The organism is Microbulbifer mangrovi (assembly GCF_002009015.1).
In the GTDB taxonomy this organism is placed as follows: domain Bacteria; phylum Pseudomonadota; class Gammaproteobacteria; order Pseudomonadales; family Cellvibrionaceae; genus Microbulbifer; species Microbulbifer mangrovi.
The window spans coordinates 1-23,846 of sequence record NZ_LZDE01000281.1 but is presented as its reverse complement, the minus strand read 5'-3'; the positions used below and the strand labels follow the sequence as shown (position 1 = coordinate 23,846).

The 23,846-nt window shown below is 59.0% G+C and carries 19 protein-coding genes and 1 pseudogene; 11 read left to right on the top strand and 9 right to left on the bottom strand.

The genetic code is table 11. The features are described from left to right. Window positions 1–141 precede the first annotated feature (141 nt). The 4 genes from B4U49_RS06765 (at window position 142) to B4U49_RS06750 (ending at window position 3,100) form a co-directional block, all read left to right on the top strand. Window positions 142–849 (top strand): pirin family protein, encoded by a 708-nt coding sequence (locus B4U49_RS06765; protein ID WP_078083814.1) that lies wholly within the window; start codon window positions 142–144, stop codon window positions 847–849. Window positions 850–852: 3 nt separating this feature from the next. Further along, the gene (locus B4U49_RS06760) at window positions 853–1,596 is read left to right on the top strand and encodes a sulfite exporter TauE/SafE family protein (RefSeq protein ID WP_078083813.1); all 744 of its coding nucleotides are present in this window, start codon (window positions 853–855) and stop codon (window positions 1,594–1,596) included. Between the two features lie 95 nt (window positions 1,597–1,691). Continuing rightward, complete coding sequence (locus B4U49_RS06755; protein WP_078083812.1) at window positions 1,692–2,135, top strand: Rrf2 family transcriptional regulator; 444 nt, start codon at window positions 1,692–1,694, stop codon at window positions 2,133–2,135. A gap of 65 nt (window positions 2,136–2,200) precedes the next feature. Then, window positions 2,201–3,100 (top strand): NAD(P)/FAD-dependent oxidoreductase, encoded by a 900-nt coding sequence (locus B4U49_RS06750; RefSeq protein WP_078083811.1) that lies wholly within the window; start codon window positions 2,201–2,203, stop codon window positions 3,098–3,100. 77 nt (window positions 3,101–3,177) lie between these two features. Here B4U49_RS06750 and B4U49_RS06745 read toward each other — a convergent pair whose 3' ends face one another. Genes B4U49_RS06745 through B4U49_RS06735 form a run of 3 tightly spaced genes read right to left on the bottom strand, consistent with a single transcriptional unit; the run spans window position 3,178 to window position 8,071 of the window. Beyond that, window positions 3,178–3,957 carry a CLCA_X family protein gene (locus B4U49_RS06745; protein WP_078083817.1) on the bottom strand — a complete coding sequence of 260 codons (780 nt, stop codon included), beginning with the start codon at window positions 3,955–3,957 and terminating at the stop codon, window positions 3,178–3,180. 11 nt (window positions 3,958–3,968) lie between these two features. Then, the gene (locus B4U49_RS06740; protein ID WP_078083810.1) at window positions 3,969–6,389 is read right to left on the bottom strand and encodes an ATP-dependent DNA helicase; all 2,421 of its coding nucleotides are present in this window, start codon (window positions 6,387–6,389) and stop codon (window positions 3,969–3,971) included. Continuing rightward, entirely contained in the window at window positions 6,386–8,071 is a 1,686-nt protein-coding gene (locus tag B4U49_RS06735) for a VRR-NUC domain-containing protein (protein ID WP_078083809.1), read from the bottom strand. Before B4U49_RS06735 ends, B4U49_RS06740 begins: the two co-directional genes overlap by 4 nt. Window positions 8,072–8,273: 202 nt before the next feature. Between B4U49_RS06735 and B4U49_RS06730 the strand changes: the two genes are divergently transcribed. Together B4U49_RS06730 and B4U49_RS06725 are read left to right on the top strand one after the other, a co-directional pair. Beyond that, a complete protein-coding gene (locus tag B4U49_RS06730) occupies window positions 8,274–9,953 on the top strand; it encodes a vWA domain-containing protein (protein ID WP_143735569.1) in 1,680 nt (559 codons plus the stop codon). Window positions 9,954–10,014: 61 nt separating this feature from the next. After that, complete coding sequence (locus B4U49_RS06725; RefSeq protein WP_239692497.1) at window positions 10,015–11,052, top strand: zinc-binding dehydrogenase; 1,038 nt, start codon at window positions 10,015–10,017, stop codon at window positions 11,050–11,052. A 49-nt stretch (window positions 11,053–11,101) separates the two neighbouring features. Here the strand turns inward: B4U49_RS06725 and B4U49_RS06720 are convergent, their stop codons facing one another. After that, entirely contained in the window at window positions 11,102–11,725 is a 624-nt protein-coding gene (locus B4U49_RS06720) for a CAP domain-containing protein (RefSeq protein WP_158078569.1), read from the bottom strand. A gap of 419 nt (window positions 11,726–12,144) precedes the next feature. On the opposite strand from B4U49_RS06720, the pseudogene B4U49_RS19555 reads away from it, so the two are divergent. Both B4U49_RS19555 and B4U49_RS06715 read left to right on the top strand, forming a co-directional pair. Beyond that, window positions 12,145–12,402, top strand: a pseudogene (locus B4U49_RS19555) (PhoD-like phosphatase N-terminal domain-containing protein); the annotation flags it as partial. Window positions 12,403–12,444: 42 nt separating this feature from the next. After that, complete coding sequence (locus B4U49_RS06715) at window positions 12,445–13,752, top strand: alkaline phosphatase D family protein (protein WP_420811464.1); 1,308 nt, start codon at window positions 12,445–12,447, stop codon at window positions 13,750–13,752. Between the two features lie 73 nt (window positions 13,753–13,825). On the opposite strand, the gene B4U49_RS06710 is transcribed toward B4U49_RS06715, so the two are convergent. Both B4U49_RS06710 and mtgA read right to left on the bottom strand, forming a co-directional pair. Beyond that, window positions 13,826–16,075 (bottom strand): TonB-dependent receptor, encoded by a 2,250-nt coding sequence (locus B4U49_RS06710; protein WP_078083805.1) that lies wholly within the window; start codon window positions 16,073–16,075, stop codon window positions 13,826–13,828. A gap of 120 nt (window positions 16,076–16,195) precedes the next feature. Continuing rightward, window positions 16,196–16,888 carry a monofunctional biosynthetic peptidoglycan transglycosylase gene (gene mtgA / locus B4U49_RS06705; protein ID WP_078083804.1) on the bottom strand — a complete coding sequence of 231 codons (693 nt, stop codon included), beginning with the start codon at window positions 16,886–16,888 and terminating at the stop codon, window positions 16,196–16,198. A gap of 445 nt (window positions 16,889–17,333) precedes the next feature. Here mtgA and katG point away from each other — a divergent pair, with 445 nt between their 5' ends. Then, a complete protein-coding gene (katG, locus tag B4U49_RS06695) occupies window positions 17,334–19,511 on the top strand; it encodes a catalase/peroxidase HPI (protein ID WP_078083802.1) in 2,178 nt (725 codons plus the stop codon). Here katG and B4U49_RS06690 read toward each other — a convergent pair. The 3 genes from B4U49_RS06690 to B4U49_RS06680 are packed head-to-tail and all read right to left on the bottom strand — an operon-like array spanning window position 19,508 to window position 22,045. After that, the gene (locus B4U49_RS06690) at window positions 19,508–19,624 is read right to left on the bottom strand and encodes a DUF2474 family protein (protein ID WP_143735568.1); all 117 of its coding nucleotides are present in this window, start codon (window positions 19,622–19,624) and stop codon (window positions 19,508–19,510) included. The genes katG and B4U49_RS06690 overlap by 4 nt on opposite strands. Further along, window positions 19,624–20,628, bottom strand: coding sequence for a cytochrome d ubiquinol oxidase subunit II (gene cydB / locus B4U49_RS06685; protein WP_078083801.1), 1,005 nt, complete (start codon window positions 20,626–20,628; stop codon window positions 19,624–19,626). The genes B4U49_RS06690 and cydB overlap by 1 nt, the downstream gene beginning before the upstream one ends. Then, window positions 20,615–22,045 (bottom strand): cytochrome ubiquinol oxidase subunit I, encoded by a 1,431-nt coding sequence (locus B4U49_RS06680; protein WP_078083800.1) that lies wholly within the window; start codon window positions 22,043–22,045, stop codon window positions 20,615–20,617. The genes cydB and B4U49_RS06680 overlap by 14 nt, the downstream gene beginning before the upstream one ends. A 261-nt stretch (window positions 22,046–22,306) precedes the next feature. On the opposite strand from B4U49_RS06680, the gene B4U49_RS06675 reads away from it, so the two are divergent. Together B4U49_RS06675 and B4U49_RS06670 are read left to right on the top strand one after the other, a co-directional pair. Continuing rightward, window positions 22,307–22,720, top strand: a complete 414-nt coding sequence (locus B4U49_RS06675; RefSeq protein WP_204902998.1) for a MarR family winged helix-turn-helix transcriptional regulator — start codon at window positions 22,307–22,309, stop codon at window positions 22,718–22,720. 32 nt (window positions 22,721–22,752) lie between these two features. Next, window positions 22,753–23,808, top strand: a complete 1,056-nt coding sequence (locus tag B4U49_RS06670) for an AraC family transcriptional regulator (RefSeq protein WP_078083798.1) — start codon at window positions 22,753–22,755, stop codon at window positions 23,806–23,808. The last annotated feature ends 38 nt before the right edge of the window (window positions 23,809–23,846 follow it).

Genomic DNA, 23,846 nt, shown 5'->3' with positions numbered 1-23,846 from the left:
GCCCGTATCCCTGCCCGTATCCCTGAAAGTCCCTGTGGACCAACCCTCCTTAAATCGAACGATTTATCCAAATTAATTCGATTTAATCGCACCGACTCTCTTCTTATAGTGATGCCATCCAACCCTAGAGAGGAAGGCAAGATGCTATATCTACGGCGTGCCGATGAACGCGGCAAAGCAAGTTTCGGCTGGCTCGATTCCCGCCACAGCTTTTCCTTTGGCAATTACTACGACCCGAAGCATATGGGGATTTCTGTCCTACGAGTCATCAATGACGATACGGTCGCGCCGGGTGCCGGTTTCGATACTCACGGCCACCGTGATATGGAAATCATTTCCTATGTGCTGGAGGGCGCGATCGAGCACAAGGACAGCATGGGTAACAGCTTTGTGGTGCCTGCCGGCGAGGTACAGCGCATGACCGCGGGTACCGGTGTCACCCACTCCGAGTTCAATCACTCGCAGAGTGAAGCGCTGAAATTCCTGCAGATCTGGATTATTCCCAACCAGCGGGACCTCACGCCGGGATATGAACAGAAAGCGATAGCGCAAAACGGACCGCTGACGCCACTGGTAACCCCAAACGGCGAAGACGGATCGCTCACTGTTCACCAGAATGCCGGTATCTACCGCCTTCAGCTGAAGGACGGAGAAACCCTGAGCCTGAACCCGCAGAGAGGCATCGGCTACCTGCACCTGATCGAGGGCGGTGTTGCGGTAAACGATGGTCAGCTCGCGGCGGGTGATGGCCTGGGCGTAATGGAGGAATCTCTGGAGCTGACCGCTGCTGAAAGTGGTGTCACGGCGCTCTGGTTCGACCTGCCGCGAGCGCCGGAAAATGCTGGATAGTGTATGGAGCTGATCAGTAACGGCCCCCTGTTCTGGGGCCTCGCAATACTGGGTGTTGTACTCACCGGCATATCCAAATCCGGCTTTGCCGGCGGTGCTGGTGTGGTTGCGGTGCCGCTGCTGGCGCTGGTACTGCCGGTGGACACCGCGGTGGCCTTAATGCTGCCGATTCTGCTGATCATGGATGTGCGCACCATTGCCTATTACTGGCGGCACCGGGATGCCCTGGAGCTGAAAAAACTGCTGCCCGCGGCAGTGCTCGGTATCGCCGTCGGCGGCTGGCTGCTGGCCTGGGTCTCTCCGTTTGCGCTGACCCTGTCGCTGGGGTTGTTGAGCCTGCTGTTCGCGTTCTGGCAAAAGCTGGCCCCCCTGGCGGCGCGGCTTCCCGGCAGCGCCTGGCTGTGGGGCACCACATCCGGTGTGACCAGCACGCTGATACACGCCGGCGGACCGCCGCTCAACATGTACCTGATCGGGCGCGGGCTGCCCAAACTGTCCTGGCTGGCCACTGCGGGCGTAGTGTTCGGAGTGATGAACCTGATCAAGCTGGTGCCCTACACCCTGGCGGGTTTGTGGAACCCGGAACTGCTACTAACCGCACTGGTGCTGTCGCCCGTGGCCTATTTGGGGGTCTACCTCGGCTATCGTCTGCAGCATCATCTCAATGAACGAACCTTCCTGGTGGTCTGCCGCTGGCTATTGGCGCTGTCCGGTATGGCGCTGCTGGCCAAAGCATTTGGGGCCTGATTAGGCCCTTCAACTCCCACTATCACTGATTGGCTTGGCGGCTGAAATGGCGGCCGTGCTTGCGCCTTTCGCTTTCATGTAATATTTTAAGTTACATGAAAAGAGACAGCAGACTTTCCGGAGTGCTTCACGTGCTCCTGCATATGGCCGAGATCGACGGCCCGGTTACCTCTGAGTCCCTGGCGGGCATGATGCAGACCAATCCGGTGGTCATTCGCCGCATTCTGGCGGGACTGCGCAAGCAGGGGCTGGTGCACTCGGAGAAGGGCCACGGTGGCGGCTGGCGGCTGGCGAAGGATCTTGAGACCGTCACCCTGTACGACATCCATATTGCGTTGGGTTCGCCGGGGGTACTGGCGCTGGGTCATCGCACCGAGGCCCCGGGCTGCCTGGTGGAGCAGGCGGTGAACAATGCCATGGGCGAAGCCTTTGATGCGGCTGAAGCACTGCTGTTGTCCCGATTCCGCGAAATCACCCTGGCGTCCCTGAGCCGAGATTTCCACCAGCGCATGCAGCACTGCGGCAATCCCGGGCACTGATGGCGATTGCCAGAAGCTCCCACGACCTGAGCTTTTCACAAGCCCGCATTTAAGGAACTGCACCTATGAAGGATTTTGATGTAGCGATTGTTGGCGGCAGTTATGCCGGAATGAGCGCAGCCCTCCAGCTTGCCCGTGGTCGTCGCCAGATTCTGGTGCTGGACAGTGGTCAGCGGCGCAACCGTTTCGCTTCCCACGCACACGGTGTGCTCGGGCAAGACGGCCGCCCACCCGCTGATATAGCTGCAGACGGCCGTGAGCAACTACTTCAGTACTCCAACGTCACCTGGATAAATGCCGCTGTGGAATCGGCAGAGCACAGCGGTGAAAAATTCCGGGTGAGCACCCAAAAGGGCGACAGCTACAGCGCATCGCGCCTGATCCTCGCCACCGGCGTGCGCGATGGACTGCCCGATATCCCGGGGCTGGAAGAGCGCTGGGGCAGCGCGGTATTTCACTGTCCCTACTGTCATGGCTACGAATTGGAGCGGGCGGCGCTCGGCGTGCTGGCGGTGGGAGAAGTTTCCATGCACCACGCACTGATGCTGCCGGACTGGGGTCCCACCACCTTTTTTATCAATGACAGTTTTGTGCCGAGCGCTGAGCAATTGCGCCAGCTGGCCCAGCGCAACGTCGTCGTCGAACGCACGTCGGTTTCCCGCATCGCCGGCGAGCGGGCGGCGGTGCACCTGCAGGACGGTCGCATTGTCGATCTCGCCGGGTTGTTTGTCGCCACCGAGCTGCAACATCCGGTGCCACTGGCGCAACAGCTTGGCTGTGCGTTTGAGGAAACTCCGATGGGCGCGGTCATCCAGACCGATGCGATGCAGGCGACATCGGTGGCGAATGTGTTTGCCTGTGGTGATGCGGCGCGCGCCGCGGGCAATGTGACTTTTGCAATGGCCGATGGCGCCATGGCCGGTGCGGCTGCGCACCGTTCACTGATGTTTGAGGGGCTGATGTAACCGGGCTCTTGGTTAACAGGGCTGGCGTAACAGGCCGGGCGGAAGCAAATTCTGCCCGGTTTTTTTGCGCGCGGAATTTACTGCGGCTGTGTATGCAATGCCCGCCCCAGCAAAAGAAAATAATCGCGAAAGGCCGCGTTGATTCGAGCCCGGTGCGCGCCGCTCGGGTAGAGTCCGAGCTTTGCTTCTTCCGTGGCTTTGGTGCCCGCCACCAGAAAGTTGTTGGAAATACTCGCGTCCTGCACAAACGCTTCGAAGGCGCGCGCACACATTTCCGCGGGGTCGGCGTAGTAGATGCAACCATTGGCCTTGTCCGCGGCTTTGGAGGCGCGGAACATATCGCTGGGGTTTTCCCCGCTCTCATCCAGCATTACTGCGCGGAAGCAGGCAAAAAGGCGGTCGTTGATGGGGTGGGGTACCGGGGTGGCGTCGCGCAGCCAGGCTTCGGAGGCGAACATGTTGCCTGACACATCGCTGAAGGCCTTGTCGGCGAGGTAGTGGTCCAGGGCGTGAAACCATTCGTGGGCAATGGCGCCGGGACCGGCGTTCTTGGCTAGGGCAAAGGTGCGCGAGCCCGGTTCGTAGTGGGCAGAGATACCGGGGCGGCCACCGGTGCCGTACTGGAAGGCGAGAGTACCGCGCAGGGAGACCAGCAGCTCCGGCCCCTGCAGTATGGTCATCAGGTCGAGCAGTGCATCGTAAAACAGGACCGCCGCGCGCGTTTTTTCCGCTTCTGTTACCCAGCGTCCAATGGCAATAGAACGGAAATCGAAGCGCTTGCGCACGTCATTGAAGGTGACGTCCTGCTGTGAGCGCTGTTGCGGGTTGCGGCGGTAGAATTCGCGATTTAATACCATGGCGTTTGCGATCAAGTGTTCCAGAACTGGTCGAGTGCGGCGGAAAGTGTGTTGCCATTGTCGCAGGTCTGGGGGTGCCAGTGCTGTGGATAAAGCGCGCGATAAAACGGATCGGCAAAGCGGTAGTCCGCCAGAATCACCACACCCCGGTCGGTCTCGGTGCGGATTACCCGTCCGGCGGTTTGCAGTACCCGGGTCAGGCCCGGATAGCGGTAGGCAATATCGAAACCATTCTCCCCCTGTTGCTCGCAGGCAGCGCGCAGTAGCTCCTGTTCCTCGTTTACCTGCGGCAGGCCCACGCCCACCACGATGGTACCCACAAGCTGTTCGCCCACGTAATCCACCCCTTCGCCGAAAACGCCACCCATGATCGCAAATCCAAGGCTGCGGTGGCCACTCTGGAAGTGATCCAGAAAAGCACTGCGTTGCTGATCGGAGCTGCCGGACGTCTGCTGCACCAGAGGGATTTCGGGGAACTGTGCGGTAAAGCGCTCCGCCACTTGCTGTAAAAAACGGTAGGAGGGGAAAAACACCAGGTAATTTCCCGGTCGGCTGTGAAAGGTCCGTGCGATCAATTCCACCAGTGCGTCGCTGGCCTGATGGCGGGCGCGGTAGCGGGTATCCACAAACGGGCACACAAACAGTCCCAGTTGCTCGGCGGCAAACGGCGAGGGCAGGGTCAGGTAGGGGGCATCCGCCTGCAGCCCCAGCTGTCGATAAACATAGACCGGCGGACGCAGGGTCGCAGAGAAGGCGATAACACTGTGGAATTGTGTGTAGGCCTGGTGCAGGAAATCGGCGGCATTAAGGCACAGCAGCTCGACTTCCTGTTCCCGCCAGCTGCTCTGGGGATTCGTCGGGTTTTGCACGCGGGTGATACAGCGGTGCTGTTCCCCCGCCAGCTGTTCCACGGTCTGGTAGCGGAACAGGGCCTTGAGCCAGTCGGCAATGGCTTCCGGCGGTGACTGCGACTGCTCCCACAACTGGCTGACCACCAGCAGTACCTTGTGGATCGCCCCACTGATTCCCTGGGGAGCGTCGTCTTCAAGCGCGCTTATCCACAGCCCGGGATTCTCCCCTTTGCCCGCCAGGCCGGATTCTTGCCCCGATTCCCGCAGCTGCTCCACCCATTTGTCCAGTGCGCGCACCAGTGACTGTATGGCGCGACGCAGAGTGGGATGGGAACCCTTACAGGCAGCGGCCGCACGACGGCTCTCTCCGCGGGTGAGTTTTGCACTGAACATGGCACGTGCGCGGTCACTGAGATTGTGCGCCTCGTCGATCAGCAGCGCGCGCCGCAGGCGTGTGTCGCGCAGGCTGTGCATCTGCACCAGCGGATCGAATACATAGTTGAAGTCACACACCACAAGATCTGCCCACGGCAGCATTTGCAGTGACAGCTCAAACGGACACAGCTGCAGGCGGTCCGCTTCCTCGGCAATCACCTCCGGTGTCAGCAACGGGCGCCCCAGCAGGGAGCGGCGCGCTTCCGGTAGCCGGTCGAAGAAGCCGCGGGTGCGCGGACAGATACCCTCGTCGTCTCGGCTGCACAGGCCCAGGCTACAGGCACAGGTTTTGTCGCGCGCCTGCAGTTCCAGTACCGAAAGTGTCAGCCCGTCGGCCTGTAAACGCGCGGTGGTTTCCCGCACCACCTGACGACCGGAATTCTTTGCCGTGAGATACACCAGCTGGTCGAGGGTTGTTTCCCCCACGGCCTTGATCGCCGGGAACAGGGTGCTGATGGTCTTGCCGATACCGGTGGGTGCCTCCACCACCAGTTCGCCACCGTCGCGCAGGCAGCGGTAGGCCGCCACCGCCATGGATCGCTGCCCCGCCCGGTATTGTGTAAACGGGAAGTCGAGCTTGCGGGCGGAGGCGCGCACCGCCTGGCGGTGAGCCTGCCAGCGTTGGTGCCATTGCAGATATTCAGCGAGTGCGGCCCTGGCAAAGGTTTCCAGCTCGCACCAGCGGAATTCCCGGGATTCGGGATAGGTCTTCTTTTCCTTCAGGTTATGCCACAGCATCTGTAGCGCCAGCGGGGTGTCGGCGGAGAACTGCTGCTGCAGTCCATAGCAAAAACCGTAGATCTTCAGCTGTGCCCAGTGCAGGTCGCGGGCAGACTCCGACAGCTTGTGCGGCGGCACATAGGTGGTCTTTATCTCATCCAGCTGTACTGCGCGGTGAAGATCCGGCTGGGGGTGCAGGATATCTACCCGACCGCTGAGCACGACGGTGTGGCCGTTCTGCTCCAGCGTCTCCTGCAGGCGATATTCCGCTTCACTGCCCTTGGGACGCTTTTTCTGTAGGCGTTGGTGGGCGCGGATCCCCTCCAGGGCGGTGGGACCGGCAGAGGATTCTCCAACCAGGTCGCCGCTGCGACAGGCGAAGGCCACCAGCTCTCCCACGGATAGTTGCAGCGCGGGATTGCTCATGGCTGCGCTATCCCGTTCAGGGCTGTCCACTCCACGTGCAGTACCCGGTGGGGGATTCGGTGTCTGGCGAAGTAGGCCAGCCAGCGCTGCTGGTTTTGCTGCAGGCGATCGCCGGGGCCTTTCACTTCCACCAGTTCGTAGCTGCCCTGCGCCGGGAACAGGATCAGGTCCGGCAGGCCGTTGCGATGCTGGGAAATATCACCCAGCAGGCGACGAAACAGGGCAAGCCAGTGCTGTGTGGGAATGCGTTCCAGTGCCAGTGCCAGCAGGGATTCCGGTAAGGCTTCCCAGGCGATCAGAGGATTGGCGATACCCTGCTTCTCGCGAAAGTGTCGCCACACCCATATGCCCAGGTTGCCCCCCTCTAGTTCAGTCAGTCGCCGTTCGAACACAGCGCGACGTTGTGGATAAAAATCGGGGGTGCGGAAATCGCTCGGCGCCACCTGGAAGGGATTGAAGAAAGCCCCGGGTATCGGCGCAAACATGATGTCCCAGATGGCGAGACCGAGCACCGCGTTAAACAGGGTGTTTTCCACGTAGAAGCACTGATCACCCGAAGAGGACGGTGCAAGGTAGTCCGCCGCGAGCATCTCCACGCGTTCCCCGGTGGGCGGCAGGGCCACGGTTTCCGTGGGCGGTTTGTGTCGGGGTGGCGCGGGCCAGTTCTCGCTGCAGCCGGCTTTCTTTGCCGTGCGGAATCCGAAATTCTGCGCAAACTCGCTCTCTGCCTCATTGTGCGGGTTGGCAAGAATCTCCGCGCACAATGTCAGTCCCAGCGCGGCATCGCCGGTAGTGACCGCGATCCGCGCACGCCGTTCCCGCGCCGGCGGACGGCTGCACTGACGGTATAGCTGGTCCGCCTCGGTTAACGCCTCGAATCGCTCCAGTTGCCGTGCCAGGGTGAGGCGCAGCCGATCGAGGCGGCGATGCAAAGTACTGTCGCCATCGATACCGACGGGAAGTCGCATCACCAGCGCATTAATGGCGTTCGCATCTGCGGTCAGCGCGAACTCGGCTTCCGTTACGCAGTCGTAATAGCACAGGTGCTGTTCGATCTGCGCGCGGTTCCGGAACGGGAGCTGCTCCCTCTCCAGCGGGTAATTTTCATAGCGGAACAGCCCCAGATCCCGCAGTACATAGTCGGTCAGATCCTGGTTCAGGTTGCCGAAAAACAGCAGCTTGAAGGTCTCGAAGTGCTCTGCTGCCTGTACCGCCAGCAGGGGTTCGTCTTTCATCAGGGAGTGCTGTATGGGCGCGGCGTCCTGGGCGAACAGCGCCTGTTCCACGGCGGGGCGCTTCAGGGATTTGGGCAGCGGCTCCGGACTGCTGATGAGCAGTTCGCTCTTGGTGAACAACGGCAGGATTTCTTCCAGTGCCAGAGACGGGTTGCGCTGCAGCAGGCCACTTGCCAACAGTTCTTCGACCGCGGCGGACAGGTCGCTGATTTCTGCGTACGCCAGCTTGCGTTGCCGGAACAGGGCGCCGGCAAGGGAAGGCACGCCCTTGCGCGACAGCAGTCGCACATACAGGCGCTGGCTGTCGGTCGCCAGTGCGCAAAACCGGCTGTAGAAGCCCCTTTCGCCGGCCGACAACAGGTTTTCATAGCGCGCCACCACAAAGTCCACCAGTGCGCGGAAGTTGCTGAGGTAGTAATCCGGTGCCAGTTCGACGGGATCGGCCATGAAGAATTCAGGTATCTGGGGGTGTGCTCATGCGGTGGGCAGCGTCATTGCCCAATGCTGTATGGTTATACAGGAAGGGTGGGGGTTAAAACAAACACATGTGCGACCGGCGGGCCACCGAAACTGGAAAACGCGGATTGGTGCTGCGAAACTCTGTTTCCCCGCCATGCACACGAATAACGAACAGCTGAGAGGGATCTTTATGAATTTTCGTTTGGGATTGTCACAACTCACTACCTGTGTGTTGGTTCTTGTGATTGCTGCTTGCTCTTCCACAGATAGTGAGGACTCAGCAAATCAGCAGGTACTGATGGACCGCGCCTCAGTTGAGGAGGTTGTGGTTACCAGTGCTCGCAGAAAGCATGCGGAGCAAGCTGCCTACGTTGTCTCTCAGAGTCCCCCACCTGTCATCCTCCCGGAGTCACAACAGGAGAAATACCAGGATCTGGAACCGCGCCAGGTAAGACTGGTGCGCGAGGACCCGGTCTCTACCTTTGCCCTGGATGTGGACACCGGTGGTTACAGCAATGTGCGCCGCTTCCTCAACAACGGACAGTTGCCACCGAAGGATGCGGTGCGTCTCGAGGAACTGATCAATTACTTCAACTACGACTTCGCGGGCGCGGAGAGTAAACCGACACCCGCCAGCGATGACGACTTCGCGGTGCACTTCGATCTCTCCCGTGCGCCCTGGGACGCACAGCGCACGCTGTTTTCCATCGGGGTAAAGGCGCGGGCGCTGCCGATGGACGAGGTGCCGCCGGTGAATCTGGTTTTCCTGATCGACTCTTCCGGCTCCATGTCCCAGGCGAACAAGCTGCCGCTACTGCAGCAGGCCTACCGTCTGCTGGCCAAGCAGCTGCGCGCCGAGGACTCGGTCAGTATCGTCACTTATGCGGGTAGCGCCGGGCTGGTGCTGGAGCCCACTTCCGGGGACCAGAAATCAAAAATCCTGCAGGCCATCGATCGGCTTCAGGCCGGTGGCTCCACCAACGGTGCCGGCGGCATAGAGCTGGCCTATGCAGTTGCCCAGCAGGCGTTCAAGAAGGATGGGGTCAACCGCATCCTGCTGGCCACCGATGGCGACTTCAATGTGGGCATCAGCGATGTGGATACCCTCAAGCAGCGTATCGAGCGCGGGCGCAAAAGCGGTGTGCAGTTCAGTGCGCTGGGTTTCGGCATGGGGAATTACCGCGAGGACATGGTCGAGCAGCTCACCAATGTGGGTGACGGCAGCTATGCCTATATCGATACCATTTTCGAAGCCAACCGCGTGCTGGTGGAGCAGCTCGCCGGCACCCTGTTTACCGTCGCCAAAGATGCCAAGGTACAGGTGGAGTTCAATCCCGCGCGGGTTGCGGAATATCGCCTGCTCGGCTATGAAAACCGCCGTCTCAATCGCGAGGACTTCAACAACGATGCCAGGGATTCCGGCGATATCGGTGCAGGCCATTCCGTAGTGGCGCTGTATGAACTCACCCTGGTGGGCGATGCCCCGCGGGTGGATCCACTGCGTTACGCACATGACAGTCAACCCGCAGCGGCCGACACCAGGAATGATGAACTGGCGACGGTAAAAGTGCGCTACAAAAAACCGGGCGAACAAGACAGCACTCTCAAACAGTGGCATCTTGCCCCGCGGATAAAACCGATTCAGGACGCCCAGCAGGACCTGCAGTTCGCCACTGCCGTTGCCGGTTTCGGACTGCTTTTGCGCAGTGAACCCCTGAGCGAGTTCGATTACGAAGATGTGGCGGCGCTGGCACAACTTGCCCGCGGCAAAGACACCAGTGGCGATCGCGCCGAATTCGTACGTCTGGTAAAAACCGCCGGTGCGCTCGCCAGTTCCCAGGCCACCCCGTTAACCGTCCAGCCCGATTAATCCGGGCTGGCCCAGCTCGCGGGCTAGCGGTAGGCTGCATCTCTTTATCGTTTGGAAAGAGATGCAGTCGATGCCCGAAATCCGTCATGTCTGGCGCACGCAAAAGGCGGGTGCCATCAGCAACCTGCAGCTGGTCGAAGAATCGCTGCAGTCTCTGCCCTCTGATCAGATCCGCGTCGCGGTAAAATCCGTCGGCCTGAACTTCGCCGATATCTTCGCGCTCACCGGCCTCTATTCGGCAACCCCGCAAGGCAGCTTTATTCCCGGGCTGGAGTTTGCCGGTGTGGTGACTGCGCTGGGAGAAAACGCACAAACGGATTTGCAGGTGGGCGATCGGGTTTACGGCTGTACCCGTTTCGGCGGCTACGCCACGGTGGTGGATGTGCCGCCGCAACACTGCCGCAAAATACCCGAGCACTGGAGCTTTGCCGAGGGCGCGGCTTTTCCCGCGCAGAGTCTCACCGCTTACTATTCCCTCGCCATCCTCGGTGCGGTAAAGCCTGGCCAACAGGTGCTGATCCAGAGTGCCGCCGGCGGCGTCGGACTGCAGGCCATGCGCATGGCTGCGCAGATGGGGGCAATTCCCATCGGCACCGTCAGCTCCGAAAGCAAGCGCGCGTTTCTCGCCGAGCAGGGCTTTGCCGAGGTTATCGTCCGCGGTGAAAATTTCGCGGGGCAACTGCAAACGCAACTGAACGGGCGGCCGCTACACACCGTGCTCGATGGTATCGGTGGGAAAATTCAGCAACAGTCGTTCGCCGCACTCGCGCCTACCGGTCGCCTGATCGTCTTCGGGGCTGCGGAATTCACACCCGGCGACAAGCCCAACTGGCTGAAAGCGGCCTGGTTATACCTGAAGCGCCCGCGCTACGACGTGATGGATATGATCAGCAGTAATAAATCCGTGCTGGCATTCAATCTGATCTGGCTGTGGCAGGAGCAGGCGCTGTTCGATAGCTTGCTGGAGGGCTGTACAGGGCTCGGCTTGCCCGCACCCCACATTGGCCATGAGTATGCCTTTGCACAGGTCCATGACGCACTGGCACTGTTACGAAGCGGAAAATCCGTTGGCAAGGTAGTACTTAACGTCGCGCCATAGCCGGGGTTTGTCAGAAAGCCAGAACGCCCCGCGGGAAAAGCGGCCGGATCTATTTGATGCGGTAGGGCACCACCCCCTGGATATTGCCGCCGGGCGCGTAGTTACAGGTCACAATGGTCCGGTAGCGGCCTTTACTGCAATGCGAAACACCGCAGCCCACCGCGCGGGCTACCTTCTTGCCGTTTTCGATGGTGTCGATGGTATTCCAGATCAACTGGCTGTAATGCCCGGTCTTCATGTCCTTGAAGGGCTGATAGCGATAGTCCTTTGCTTCAGCTGCCCAGGCGGCCACAGCCTGTGTCAGCGCATCGGTATCCGACAGCTGGGCGGTGTGAAAGAAAATATTTTCCCCCACCCAGGGGTGGGCGGGATTACCGCCGTTGGCGAGGAAGTGCGCGCGGCGCTGGCTGTTGTGGCCGCGCCGCGCATTGCACTGGGCCGCGGACCAGTTGTAGGCGGTGCGCGCCAGCGCCCGGTCGTGAACCAGCATGGCGACCGGTGGGTTCGGCTTTGGACTGTTGGGGAGAAGACCGGCGTTCAGGTCTTTGCGCACCTGATTGTGCAGCTCGAGCGCCAGGCAGTCGACGGCTTGTCCGCAATCAGCGGTGGCAGTAACTGAGGAACTGGCAAGTGCAATCAGCAGCGAAGAAAAACTAACAGTAGCTCGAATCACGCGTTTTCCCGGTGGGCCCAACAACAAGGACTGCTCCATTCTATTACCGGATATCGGTGATTCCACATCGGCGTGGCGACCTGTATGAGCGGTGCGGCGAATTGACCGAAAGATGACGCAATTTCGATCGCCGCTAACCGGCGGGCAGGGTTACTTGGCTGCGGCAGGATATCCAGTAGATATTCACAGGTCTGTCCCGAGAAGCTGTGGGCAAATAAGGTGTGGATAAGTGTTGCCCACAGGGATAAATCGGGACACAAGTGTTCGGAACTTCTCAGGCCTGTCACATCTTGCCTCTAAGCTGGGCGATTGAATTCATCACCTGGAACTCCGATGTGAACCACTTTACGCGACGCAATTTTTTCAAGGCCGCCCTGGCCGCTACCGGCAGTGTTGTGGTCTCCACACCGCTGCAGGCCATGAGTCGGCCGCAACTGCCGTCCGAGGTAACCTTCAACCACGGCATTGCAAGTGGCGATCCGTTACAGGACGCGGTGATCCTGTGGACCCGCGCAACGCCGGCAGCGGGCATGGCGCCGAGTGGCCCAACCCGGGTGACCTGGGAGCTGGCCGCAGATAAACAGTTCAATACCGTACTGCGTCGGGGTGAGGCACAAACCGATCTCGCGCGGGATTACACGGTGAAGATCGATGTTCAGGGCCTGAAGCCGAACACGGCTTATTACTACCGCTTTATTGGCGCCAGTGCGCATAGCCCCGTGGGTCGTACCAAAACCCTGCCGCAGCAGGGTGTCGAACAGGTGAAGCTGGCGGTATTTTCCTGCTCTAACTACCCGGCGGGTTACTTCAATGCCTATCAACTGGCGGCGCAGAGTGACGATTGGGATGCGGTGCTGCACCTCGGCGACTACATCTATGAGTACGGCACCGGAGGTTACGCCACCGAGCGCGCTGCGAAAATCGGCCGCGCACTGCCGGAAGACAGCGATGGCGAACTCTACTCTCTCACCGACTACCGCAAGCGCTACGCGCTGTATCGCACCGATACCGGCCTGCAGGCGCTGCACGCCACCGCGCCGTTTATCGCGGTGTGGGATGACCATGAGATCAGCAACGACACCTGGAAAGCCGGCGCCCAGAACCACGGCGAAGACGAGGGTGATTTCTTTGCCCGCCGCGCCGCCGCGGTGCAGGCTTACTACGAGTGGCTACCCATCCGCCCGCCTATGGGGGAACACAATCCACAGATATACCGCAGCTTCCATTTTGGCGACCTGCTGGATCTGCATATGCTGGACACCCGTGTAATTGGCCGCGACCGTCAGCTGGATTTCAAAAGCTACCTGGATAGCGACGGCGGTTTCGACGGCCGCGCGTTTGGCGCGGCCCTGGCAGACCCGAACCGCACGCTGCTCGGCCAGCCGCAGTTGCAGTGGCTGCAGGAAACCCTCGCCGCCTCGACTGGCCACTGGCAATTACTGGGGCAGCAGGTATTGATGGGCAAGATGTTGTTACCGGTGGAAATGATGACCGGTTTCTACCGCGGCGGCAGCCCGGATCTCACCGCTGAACTGATCGGCCTCAAGGCCGCGAGCCTGCAGGGCAAGCCCATTAGCGACAGCCAGCGCGCTCGTATAGAGCAGGTGGTGCCGTACAACCTCGATGCGTGGGATGGCTATGCGGTAGAGCGCGAAGCCGTATACGAACAGGTAAAGGGATTGGGCAAGAATCTGGTGGTAGTGGCCGGCGATACCCACAATGCCTGGTACAGCCAGCTGAAAGATGCCAAGGGCGACATGGTGGGGGTGGAGTTCGCAACCCCGAGCGTGACCTCACCGGGGATGGAGACCTATCTGAAAATGGATGAGGCAGCCGCGGCCGAGATGGCTGCGGGTATGCCGGTGCTGGTGGACGAGCTGCAGTACTGCAACCTGCACCAGCGAGGCTATATGGCGCTGACGTTCCATCGCGACGGGGTGCAGGCGGAATGGAAATATGTGGATAACATCGACAGCGCCGAGTTTGTGGAGGTGGCGCGCCACAGCGTTACCCACCAGCTGGCCTGATACCGGCGGATTTGCACAGACAAAAAAGCCAGTGCTTCGCAGCACTGGCTTTTTTGTTGGCGTATTTCCGCAATCAGAAAGCGCCAAAGCGCTTGCTGAACTCCAGGCTCAGGGTGCGCGGCGCGCCGGCGATGTAGGTGGGAAAGCCGAAAGACGAGCCGGTGTTGCCCGCGTCCATGATGTATTCCTCATCCAGCAAGTTGCTGGCGGCCAGTGTCAGCGCCCAGTTGCGGTCGCTGGCGGCAATGCCGGCGCGCAGGTTGAGCAGGTCCACCGCGTCTTCTTCAAACTGGTTGGCGATATCGAAGTACACCGATGAGCGATAGCTCCAACTGCCACTGCTGGTGAACAGTAGCCCGCTGGTGATTGGCGTCTCAAAGATATAGCTGAGGGCGCCGGTCAGCTCCGGCTGCAGGCGGAACTGGTTGCCGGCATAGCTACCGTTGCCGGACTCGTCGTCGATGCCCGCATCGATGTAGGCCATATTTGCGAGCAGCTGCAGGCTGTCGGTCGCGCTCCAGCGCAGCTCCGCTTCCAGTCCGGTGTTGGTTGCAGAGCCGGCGTTTTCGGTGCGGGTCTGGCCACTGTCCTGGTCGACCACATTTACCTGGAAGTTATCGTAGTTCTGGTAAAAGGCGGCCACGGCGTAGTCCAGCGGCGTGCCCGCGAGCTGGCCCTTGATCCCCAGCTCGACGTTGTCGATTTCTTCCGCCGGGATTCGGTTCTCGATACCGGACGCCATATCGATGACCTCCGAGCGCTCGCCTTTGGAGAGAGTGCCGTAAAGGTTTACGTTGTCGTTGAGGCTATACAGCACGTTGAAGCGCGGCAGCACAGCAGAGTTGTCGGAATCCCCGCGGATAATGGCATCTTCGGTATTCAGTGCCAGGCCAAAGAACAGGTCGGTCATCAGGCCCTGGGATGCCAGGATCTGGGAATTGGGCAGGTTGCTGGTGTAGCTGGATACACGCTCCTCGCGCACCAGGCGGGCACCGACGGTGGCTTCCAATTGCGGGGTAATCTGGTAGGAAACATCGGCAAACAGATTGAGGCTGCTGTTGTCCGCGCCGTTTGCGTAATAGCTTTCGTAGGGCAGTGCCGCAAGCGTGCCGCCGGTCAGCAGCGCAGTAGTGTCGGTGTTGCAGCCCGCAATGCCGATGCCTGCGAGCGCGCCGGCGCAGCTGAGGAAGGTGCCTTCCTCGGTGGCAAAACCCACGAATTGTTCGGCGTCTTCCTCGAAATAGCTGGCGCCAAGAAAACCGTTAATGCGCTCGCCGCTGAAGTTCAGGCGCAGCTCGTGGCTGGACTGGTCGCCGGTAGCCAGTTCGGAAAAGTTCAGCATCTCGAATGTGGTACCGTCGGCATCGAAGGCCTCGAGGGAGTCGTGTTCCCGCTGCGCACCGATATAGGTGAGGGACACTGCATCGCCCAGCGCCCAGTTAACGGTTGCGTTGAGATCTTTCACCGTACGATCTACACCGATATCGTCCATGCCTAGAATATTATTCTCCGGCACGCTCAACGCTGCGTTATCGGTAAACAGCACGGACCGGTTAACGAACGCAGTGCCGGGATCAGTGGCCTTGTCGTAGTTGTACACGAGATCAATCGTGAGGTCGTCGCTGGGGGTGATACGCAGGCTGGGGCGGAAGGCCTCGCGCTCGTACCCGTTCAGGTCCGCCTCGCCACTGGTGTTTTCCACATAACCCGCGCGTTCGCGGGTCACGAATGCCAGGCGACCCTGCACCGTTTCACTACCGCCGGTCACCATGCCCTCGAGTTTGCGCAGTTCGTAATCACCGGCACCTGCAGTGAATGACGAGGCAAAATCCTGTTGCGGTTTGGCAGTGATAAAACTCATTGCACCGATGGAGGCGGCGGTGCCAAACAGGGTGGATTGAGGGCCCTTTACCACCTCGATACGCTCCATGTCGTACACCTCGAAATACGAAGTGCGCGAGCGGGAAACATCGGTACCGTTGAGGTACACGGATACCCGCGCGGCACCGGGGGCGCTGCCGTCATCGGAGGTGATGCCACGGATGACATAGCCGTTGTTGTTCACGCTCTGCTGTTGCACTACAAGGCCCGGTACCAGGTCAGACAGGCTGTCGAAACGATCGATGCCCAGCTCGATGAGGGTATCGCCGTCGAGGCTGCTGACCGTCAGCGGCACATCCTGTATTGCCTGGGCGCGCTTCTGCGCGGTGACGATCACTTCTTCCAGTTGCGGTTCCTGTTGCGCCTGTGTCTGTGCAGCAAGCGTAGATATCACACAGGCCAGGGTGGCGAGGGGAAAATTCCGTTTCACAATACGGTTCATGATAGCTCCAGCATTTAATCTCAGAAGATTTACGCGCTGGATACTAGTGATGAATTAATACGCTGGTGTTACTGAGCGGTGACAGAAATACGGCGGGACTTTAATTGTTCTATCCGGTTATCACATTGATTGCAGATAGCGGGCGCCGCCAAGTTGCCGGGCCTGGCGATTGATTGTGAATGCACGACCTTGTACATACTCCGACGGCCGCCCGGCAGACATTCGTTTGGGACTGGGTAAAACCGCGGCGAGCAGGCCGGCTTGCCAGCGGCTGAGGCGCTGCGCTGAATTTCCGAAATGGTGTCTTGCTGCCGCCTCGGCACCGTAAACTCCCTCATCGAACTCTGCGATATTCAGGTAGACCTCAAGAATGCGTTCCTTCGACCAGAAAATTTCCATCAACAGGGCAAACCAGGCCTCCAGTCCCTTGCGAATGTAGCTGCGGCCATTCCACAAAAACAGGTTTTTTGCAGTCTGCTGGGTGATGGTACTGGCACCGCGGGTGCGATTGCGATTTTCAGTAAGCGCTTTGCGCAGCGCACTTAAATCGAAGCCGAAATGATCTGGGAATTTCTGGTCCTCCGAGGCGATGACGGCGATCTGCAGGTTGGGTGAGATCTTGTCCAGCGGGCGCCAGCTGTGCCTGGCTGTGCGACCGCTGTGCCGCTCCCAGTTTTGAATCACCATGGAAGAGGGGGGATTGATCCAGCGCAGGGAAAACACGAGCAACGCAGTGACCGCGACAAACGCAATACCAATAAGGAGTACGGCTTTAGCAGTTCGCTTCAGGTAACGGGTGGTGGAGGTATTCATGGACTGATCGCTGACATCACTGGCTGGGACATTTGCCGAAGCGGAGCTTCTCCAATACGCGGGCACGGTCGTGGCTTTGAATCTTGGATTGCACCGTGACGAGCGCTCCCGCCGACCACTTCGCTTGCGAATAATAATTTCCGGATGTTCCGTCGTCTTGCGACCGGTTCAACTTTTTCGCCATTTCCGGCTGACTAATAAGTCGGCCGCATTCCATGAAGCGGATACTGAAGCCCAAAGTTTCGCAGACGTTCTTTGGCGCATTTCCCATCTTGGATTCGCAAAACGTGGAATTTCTGGCGTGAAGGCATACCTTTGTGACCAGTCGGTGCCGCAGAGCAGGATATGAAGTGTTATAGAAGGTCAGGGATAAAAAAGTGTGGCGGCCAGCGTTCAGCTACACGACCTGTTTACGCGTTATTCAACCAGGAAAAGGATTTAGACCATGACCGATAGCAAGACCACTACTTCCGGCCAGTGTCCGGTTATGCACGGCGGTATGACGGAGTGTGGCGAATCAGTAATGGAGTGGTGGCCCAAGGCCCTGAACCTCGACATATTGCACCAGCACGATTGCAAGTCGGATCCGATGGGGGCGGACTTCAACTATCGGGACGAAGTGAAGAAACTTGACTTCGACGCCCTTAAAAAAGATCTACACGCATTAATGACCGACAGCCAGGAATGGTGGCCGGCGGATTGGGGGCATTACGGTGGACTGATGATTCGCATGACCTGGCACGCGGCCGGTTCCTATCGAGTCGCCGATGGCCGCGGTGGTGCATCAACCGGCAATCAGCGCTTCGCGCCACTGAATTCCTGGCCTGATAACGTCAACCTGGACAAGGCGCGTCGCCTGCTGTGGCCGATCAAGAAAAAATACGGCAATAAACTGAGCTGGGCCGATTTGATTGCCTATGCCGGCACCATCGCTTACGAATCCATGGGATTAAAAACCTTCGGTTTCGGATTCGGGCGCGAGGATATCTGGCATCCGGAAATCGATACCTACTGGGGCTCTGAAAAAGAATGGCTGGCGCCCACCGGTAGTGAGGGCACCCGTTACTCCGGCGAGCGGGATCTGGAAAATCCTCTGGCTGCGGTAATGATGGGCCTGATCTATGTAAATCCCGAAGGGGTGGATGGCAATCCCGACCCGATTAAAACCGCACACGATGTGCGCGTGACTTTTTCCCGCATGGCCATGAACGATGAAGAAACCGTGGCGCTGACCGCCGGCGGCCATACCGTGGGTAAAACCCACGGCAATGGTGACGCCGAGTTACTCGGCCCGGAGCCGGAAGCGGCCCCGCTCGAAGACCAGGGTTTCGGTTGGCTGAACAAGACCAAGCGCGGCATCGGCCGCGATGCCGTTACCAGTGGCCTGGAAGGTGCCTGGACCACCCATCCAACCCGGTGGGACAACGGCTACTTTGAAATGCTGTTGAATCACGAGTGGGAGCCACGCAAGAGCCCCGCTGGGGCCTGGCAGTGGGAACCGGTGGATATCAAGGAAGAGGATAAACCGGTCGATGTCGAGGACCCCTCCATCCGTACCATGCCGATGATGACCGACGCCGATATGGCGATGAAAATGGATCCGGAATACCGCAAGATTTCCGAGCGCTTCTATAAAGATCCTGCAGCGCTCTCCGACGCATTCGCGCGGGCCTGGTTCAAATTGACCCATCGTGACATGGGGCCGAGAGCGCGTTACGTCGGTCCGGATGTGCCGCAGGAAGATTTGATCTGGCAAGATCCGGTGCCTGCCGGCAGCTCCAACTATGACGTCGATGCCGTGAAGGCCAAGATCGCAGCCAGTGGTCTGAGTATTGGCGAGATGGTCTCCACCGCATGGGACAGTGCACGTACTTTTCGCGGTTCAGATATGCGCGGCGGTGCCAACGGTGCGCGTCTCCGACTGGCACCCCAGAAAGACTGGGCTGGTAATGAGCCGGAGCGTTTAGCCAAGGTGTTGTCGGTGCTGGAACCCATAGCGACGGAAAACGGTGCCAGCATGGCGGATGTGATCGTGCTGGCGGGCAATGTCGGCGTCGAGCAGGCTGCCAAGGCGGCGGGCTTTGATATGACCGTGCCTTTCTCCCCGGGGCGCGGTGACGCCACGGACGAAATGACGGATGTGGAAGCCTTCGATGTACTGGAGCCCCTCCACGATGGCTTTCGCAACTGGTTAAAGGAAAACTATGTGGTGAACCCGGAAGAAATGCTGCTCGACCGCACCCAGTTGATGGGGCTGACTGCGCCGGAAATGACCGTGCTGATCGGTGGTATGCGTGTTCTCGGAACCAACCACGGCGGGAGCAAACATGGCGTATTTACCGATCGCGAAGGTGAGCTGAGCAACGACTTTTTCGTGAACCTGACCGATATGGGCAATACCTGGAAGCCGGCGGGTAAAAACCTGTATGAAATACGCGACCGCAAGTCCGATCAGGTGAAATGGAGCGCAACCCGGGTGGACCTGGTATTCGGTTCCAATTCCATCCTGCGCGCCTACGCGGAGCTTTACGCCCAGGACGACAGCAAAGAAAAATTTGTGCAGGATTTCGTCGCTGCCTGGGCCAAAGTCATGAATGCGGATCGGTTTGATCTGGCCAGCTAACCCACTAACCACCATCGCAACAACAGTGAAATAGCACCGAGGGCCGCGACACTCATCAGCCAGATCGCGGCCATCCAGGCCAGGCGCTTCCACAGGGTGGACGGCGTCTCCACTAGTGGTATCCCTCGGTGCCGACCTTGCCGCGGAACACCCAGTAGGCCCAACCGGTATAGGCAAGAATCAACGGAATAATGAACACCGCCCCAACCAGCATAAACAACTGGCTGCTGTGGGGCGCTGCCGCATCCCAGATCGTAATCGAGCGCGGCACCATGTAGGGAAAAATACTGATACACAGGCCGATAAAACCGAGCAGAAACAGCGCCAGTGCCATCAAAAACGGAAGCACCTCACGTCCCTTCCTTAAACTCCAGAAAAAGAGACCGGTACAGATGGCGACGAGCAGCGGCACCTGCGCGGTGAGCAGTACCTGTGGCATCTCGAACCAGCGTCGCCAGTATTCATAGTAGAGGAACGGCGTTGCGGCACTCACCGCCCCAAGTGCAAGCACGGTGAGGAGACCCAGTCGGAAAGCCAGGCGGCGCGCATGCCGCTGACAGCTGCCCTCGGTTTTGATGATCAACCAGGTCGCGCCCAGCAGGCTGTAGCCGACGGCAACCGCAATACCAGTGAGGCAGCTGAATGGGCTCAACCAGTCGAGCCAGCCGCCGGCATAGGCATTGTTTTCCACTTGGATACCCTGCAGCAGCGCACCGATGGTAATGCCCTGGGCCACGGCAGCCACGGTTGAGCCCACGGTAATTACCAGGTCCCACAGAGGGCGGTGTCTCGGATCCCGCCAGCGGAACTCAAACGCGGCACCGCGAAATACCAGGCCGAGCAACATGGCAATCATCAACGGGTAAGTGGCCGGTAATATGATCGAATACGCGAGGGGAAATACTGCCAGCAGGCCACCGCCGCCCATTACCAGCCAGGTTTCATTGCCGTCCCATACCGGGGCGATAGAATTGATCGCCTGATCCTTTTCCTCGCCCGGACTCAGGGCCGGAAACAGGATGCCGACCCCCAGATCAAACCCGTCCATTACCACGTAGGCAAATACCGCAAAGCACAGGATGGCGGCCCAAATGGTTGGCAGATCAAAGCTTGCCATGGGGATCTCCCTCGCCTATCGGAGCGGCCTCGATACTTGATGCCGGAGTAATACCGGCCGCGTGGAACGGCACATTGGGCGGCTCCGATTCTCCGCGATGTGGCGGTTGCGCCATCAGGCGCAGCAGGTAATAAATGCCCGCGCCAAAAACTGCGGTATAAACCACGATAAACGCCAGCAGCGACACGGCCACCGCGGGTGCATCCAGGGGGGAACTGGACTCCGCGGTTCTCAGCAATCCGTATACGGTAAATGGTTGTCGACCGACCTCGGTGGTTATCCAGCCGGCGATCACTGCGACAAAACCCGCTGGCCCCATTATTACGGCTGCGCGCTGCAATTTTGTCGATGTATAGAGCTTTCTGCGGCGTCGCGCGACAAGGCTCCACACACCGATGGCCAGCATGGCAAAGCCGATTGCAACCATGATTCGGAAGGACCAGAAAACGATGGCCACCGGTGGCCACTCGTCGCGGGGAAAGTCGGTCAGTCCTGGCAGGGGCGCGTTGGGATCGTGCTTCAAAATGAGTGACCCCAGTTTCGGGATCGCCACCTTGTAGCGGACCTCGGCTGCCTCATCATCTGGCAGTCCGAAAAGAATCAACGGAGCGCCTTCCGGACTGGGATCGTAATCCCCCTCCATCGCAAGTACCTTGACCGGCTGATGCTCCAGTGTATTCAAGCCGTGCAAGTCGCCGGCGATGATCTGGAATGGGGTAACGATTACCGCCATCCACATTGCCATGGAAAACATTTTGCGCGCGCCGACGTTGGTGCTGTCCTTCAACAGATGCCAGGCGCCTACGCCACCAACCGCAAATGCGGTTGTCAGGTACGCCGCAGTTACTGTGTGTACCAACCGGTAGGGAAAGCTCGGGTTGAAGATGATGTCCCACCAGGAGCCTCCCGGTACAAACTGTCCATCGACATTGATCTCGAAACCCGCTGGCGTCTGCATCCAGGAGTTGACTGACAGAATCCAGAAAGCGGAAATAAAAGTGCCGAACGCCACCATGCAGGTGGAAAAAAAGTGCAGCCCTTTGCCCACCTTGCTGATGCCAAACAGCATGACGCCGAGAAAGCCCGCTTCCAGAAAGAACGCGGTCATGACCTCGTAGCCCATCAGCGGCCCAATAATCGGTCCGGCCTTGGTTGAAAACACTGACCAGTTGGTGCCGAACTGATAGGACAGTACAACGCCGGATACCACACCCATGCCGAAGCCCACGGCAAAAATCTTGAGCCAGTAGCGGTACAGATTCGCGTAGACACCGCGTCCGGTTTTCAGCCACAGACCTTCGAGCACCATCAGATAACTCGCCAGACCAATGGAAAAGGCCGGGAATATAAAGTGGAACGATACGGTGAACGCGAATTGCACTCGGGCCAGCAATACGGCGTCTAGTTGTTCGATCAAGCCTGCGTTACCTCTTTACCCAGTCCGATGGGTGTTTTTCATTTTCCTAGTAAACCGTAGTCGTCACAGGCGCTATGTCGAGAAAGGAGTAGCGCAAAAATATCAATATCTCGGACTTTCCGTGAAATTGTGGCGCGCTGTTTTTTTGTTGGACTGCAGGGTCCGAATTTCGCATCCGCTGGTTGATTACATCGCCACCCTTGACACGGTGAATGCTGCACATATACTTGTGTAGTCAACTATCTATGCAGTATGCGTATTATGTCAAATAACAGTGCTAGCCTCGTCATCCAGAATGCTCTGCTCGCGGCAAAGCTGGCGCGCAGAGCGGGCAACCGCCTGAGTGTCCACGGGATCAGTCTGACCGAATACCTGGTTATGGATTATCTTTGTGGGTGTCCCCAGGAAGTCTCGAGAATAGAATTGGCGGAATATCTCGGTATGAGTGCTTCGGGTGTCACGCGCCTGCTGTTGCCCATGGAGAAAAATGGCGTGGTGGAAAAAGTGCAGAACCCTCGCGATGCGCGGCAGAGTCTGGTCAGGCTCACCAAGACAGGAAAGACCCTGTACAAGGATGCCACGACGAGCTTCACACATATCGCGGATGATCTGACTTCGGCGTTGAGCGAGACACAAAAAAATAAAGCGATAGAGCTGCTGGAAAAGTTGCTGTAATGCGTGGCGGCCAAATTTAACCGGATTCTATAATGGAAGAGTTTTCCCGGGCCTCATCACTGGTATTGCTCGACGAGGCCTGCCACGCGGCGGGGCTCGACGTGCAGGTGATGCTGGGACAAGCGGGCCTGCCCGGAGATATCCTCGCGCAGCCGGAAAACATGATCTCCTACCAGCGGATGGCCCTACTGCTGGATGATTGCGCGCGGGCATCTCGCGACGCGTTGTTTGGCCTGAGGCTCGGTCTGCTTCAGGGTACCGCTGTATTTGGGCAGCTCCTTTATCTGGTCAAGAACGCGAATACGGTAGGCGAGTCTCTGGCCGAACTTGCCCGTTACTATCACCTGCATTCCAGCAGCGGCGCAGTGAAGCTGGAAGTGCAAAATAAACTCGCCATCCTTGATTACACCCCTGTGCTGCGGGAGGGGATTCCATCGCGACAAGCGATAGAACACGCGGTTGCTGTAGGACGCCAGTTACTGAAAATGTTGCTGGGCAGCAACTGGACCCCTGGCAGTTTATATTTACAGACCGCGCCCGGTGCTTCTGCGCGCAGTTATCTGCGGCTGCTGGGTACGTCGCCGCACTTTAATAGTGACAGGAATGCCTGGACGTTTGATGCGGTGCTGCTGGATGCGCCGTTGAGCGATGCAGACCCAACACTCCATGCCCTGATGCAGGTACATATCGACAAACTGGACGAACTCGCGCCCAAGGAGTTGCCTGGGTTCGTCAGCCAGTTACTGCGTGATCTGTTGCCGAGTGGCAAGGTGTCTCTCGACTATATCGCTGCTTACATGCTGCTGGGTGCTCGCTCGCTACAACGCATGTTGATGGAGGAGGGCACAAGTTTTCAGGCTCTGCTGAATGAAACTCGTCAGGCCGAGGCCACTCGCTATCTAAAGGAATCCGATATCAGCCTTACCCAGCTTTCAGGTCTGCTCGGGTACGCTGACCTGGCCACATTTTCTAAAGCCTTTCAGCGCTGGTTTGGCGTGAGCCCGCGCCAGTGGCGTCAGGCAAATAGTGAGTCCGGTGCAAACAGAAGCTCAGTGCGTGCGCGTCGGCGACCATCCTGGTTGCGTTGAGCAGGCTATATAGCTCGCTTCTCACAACCCGCTTCTCA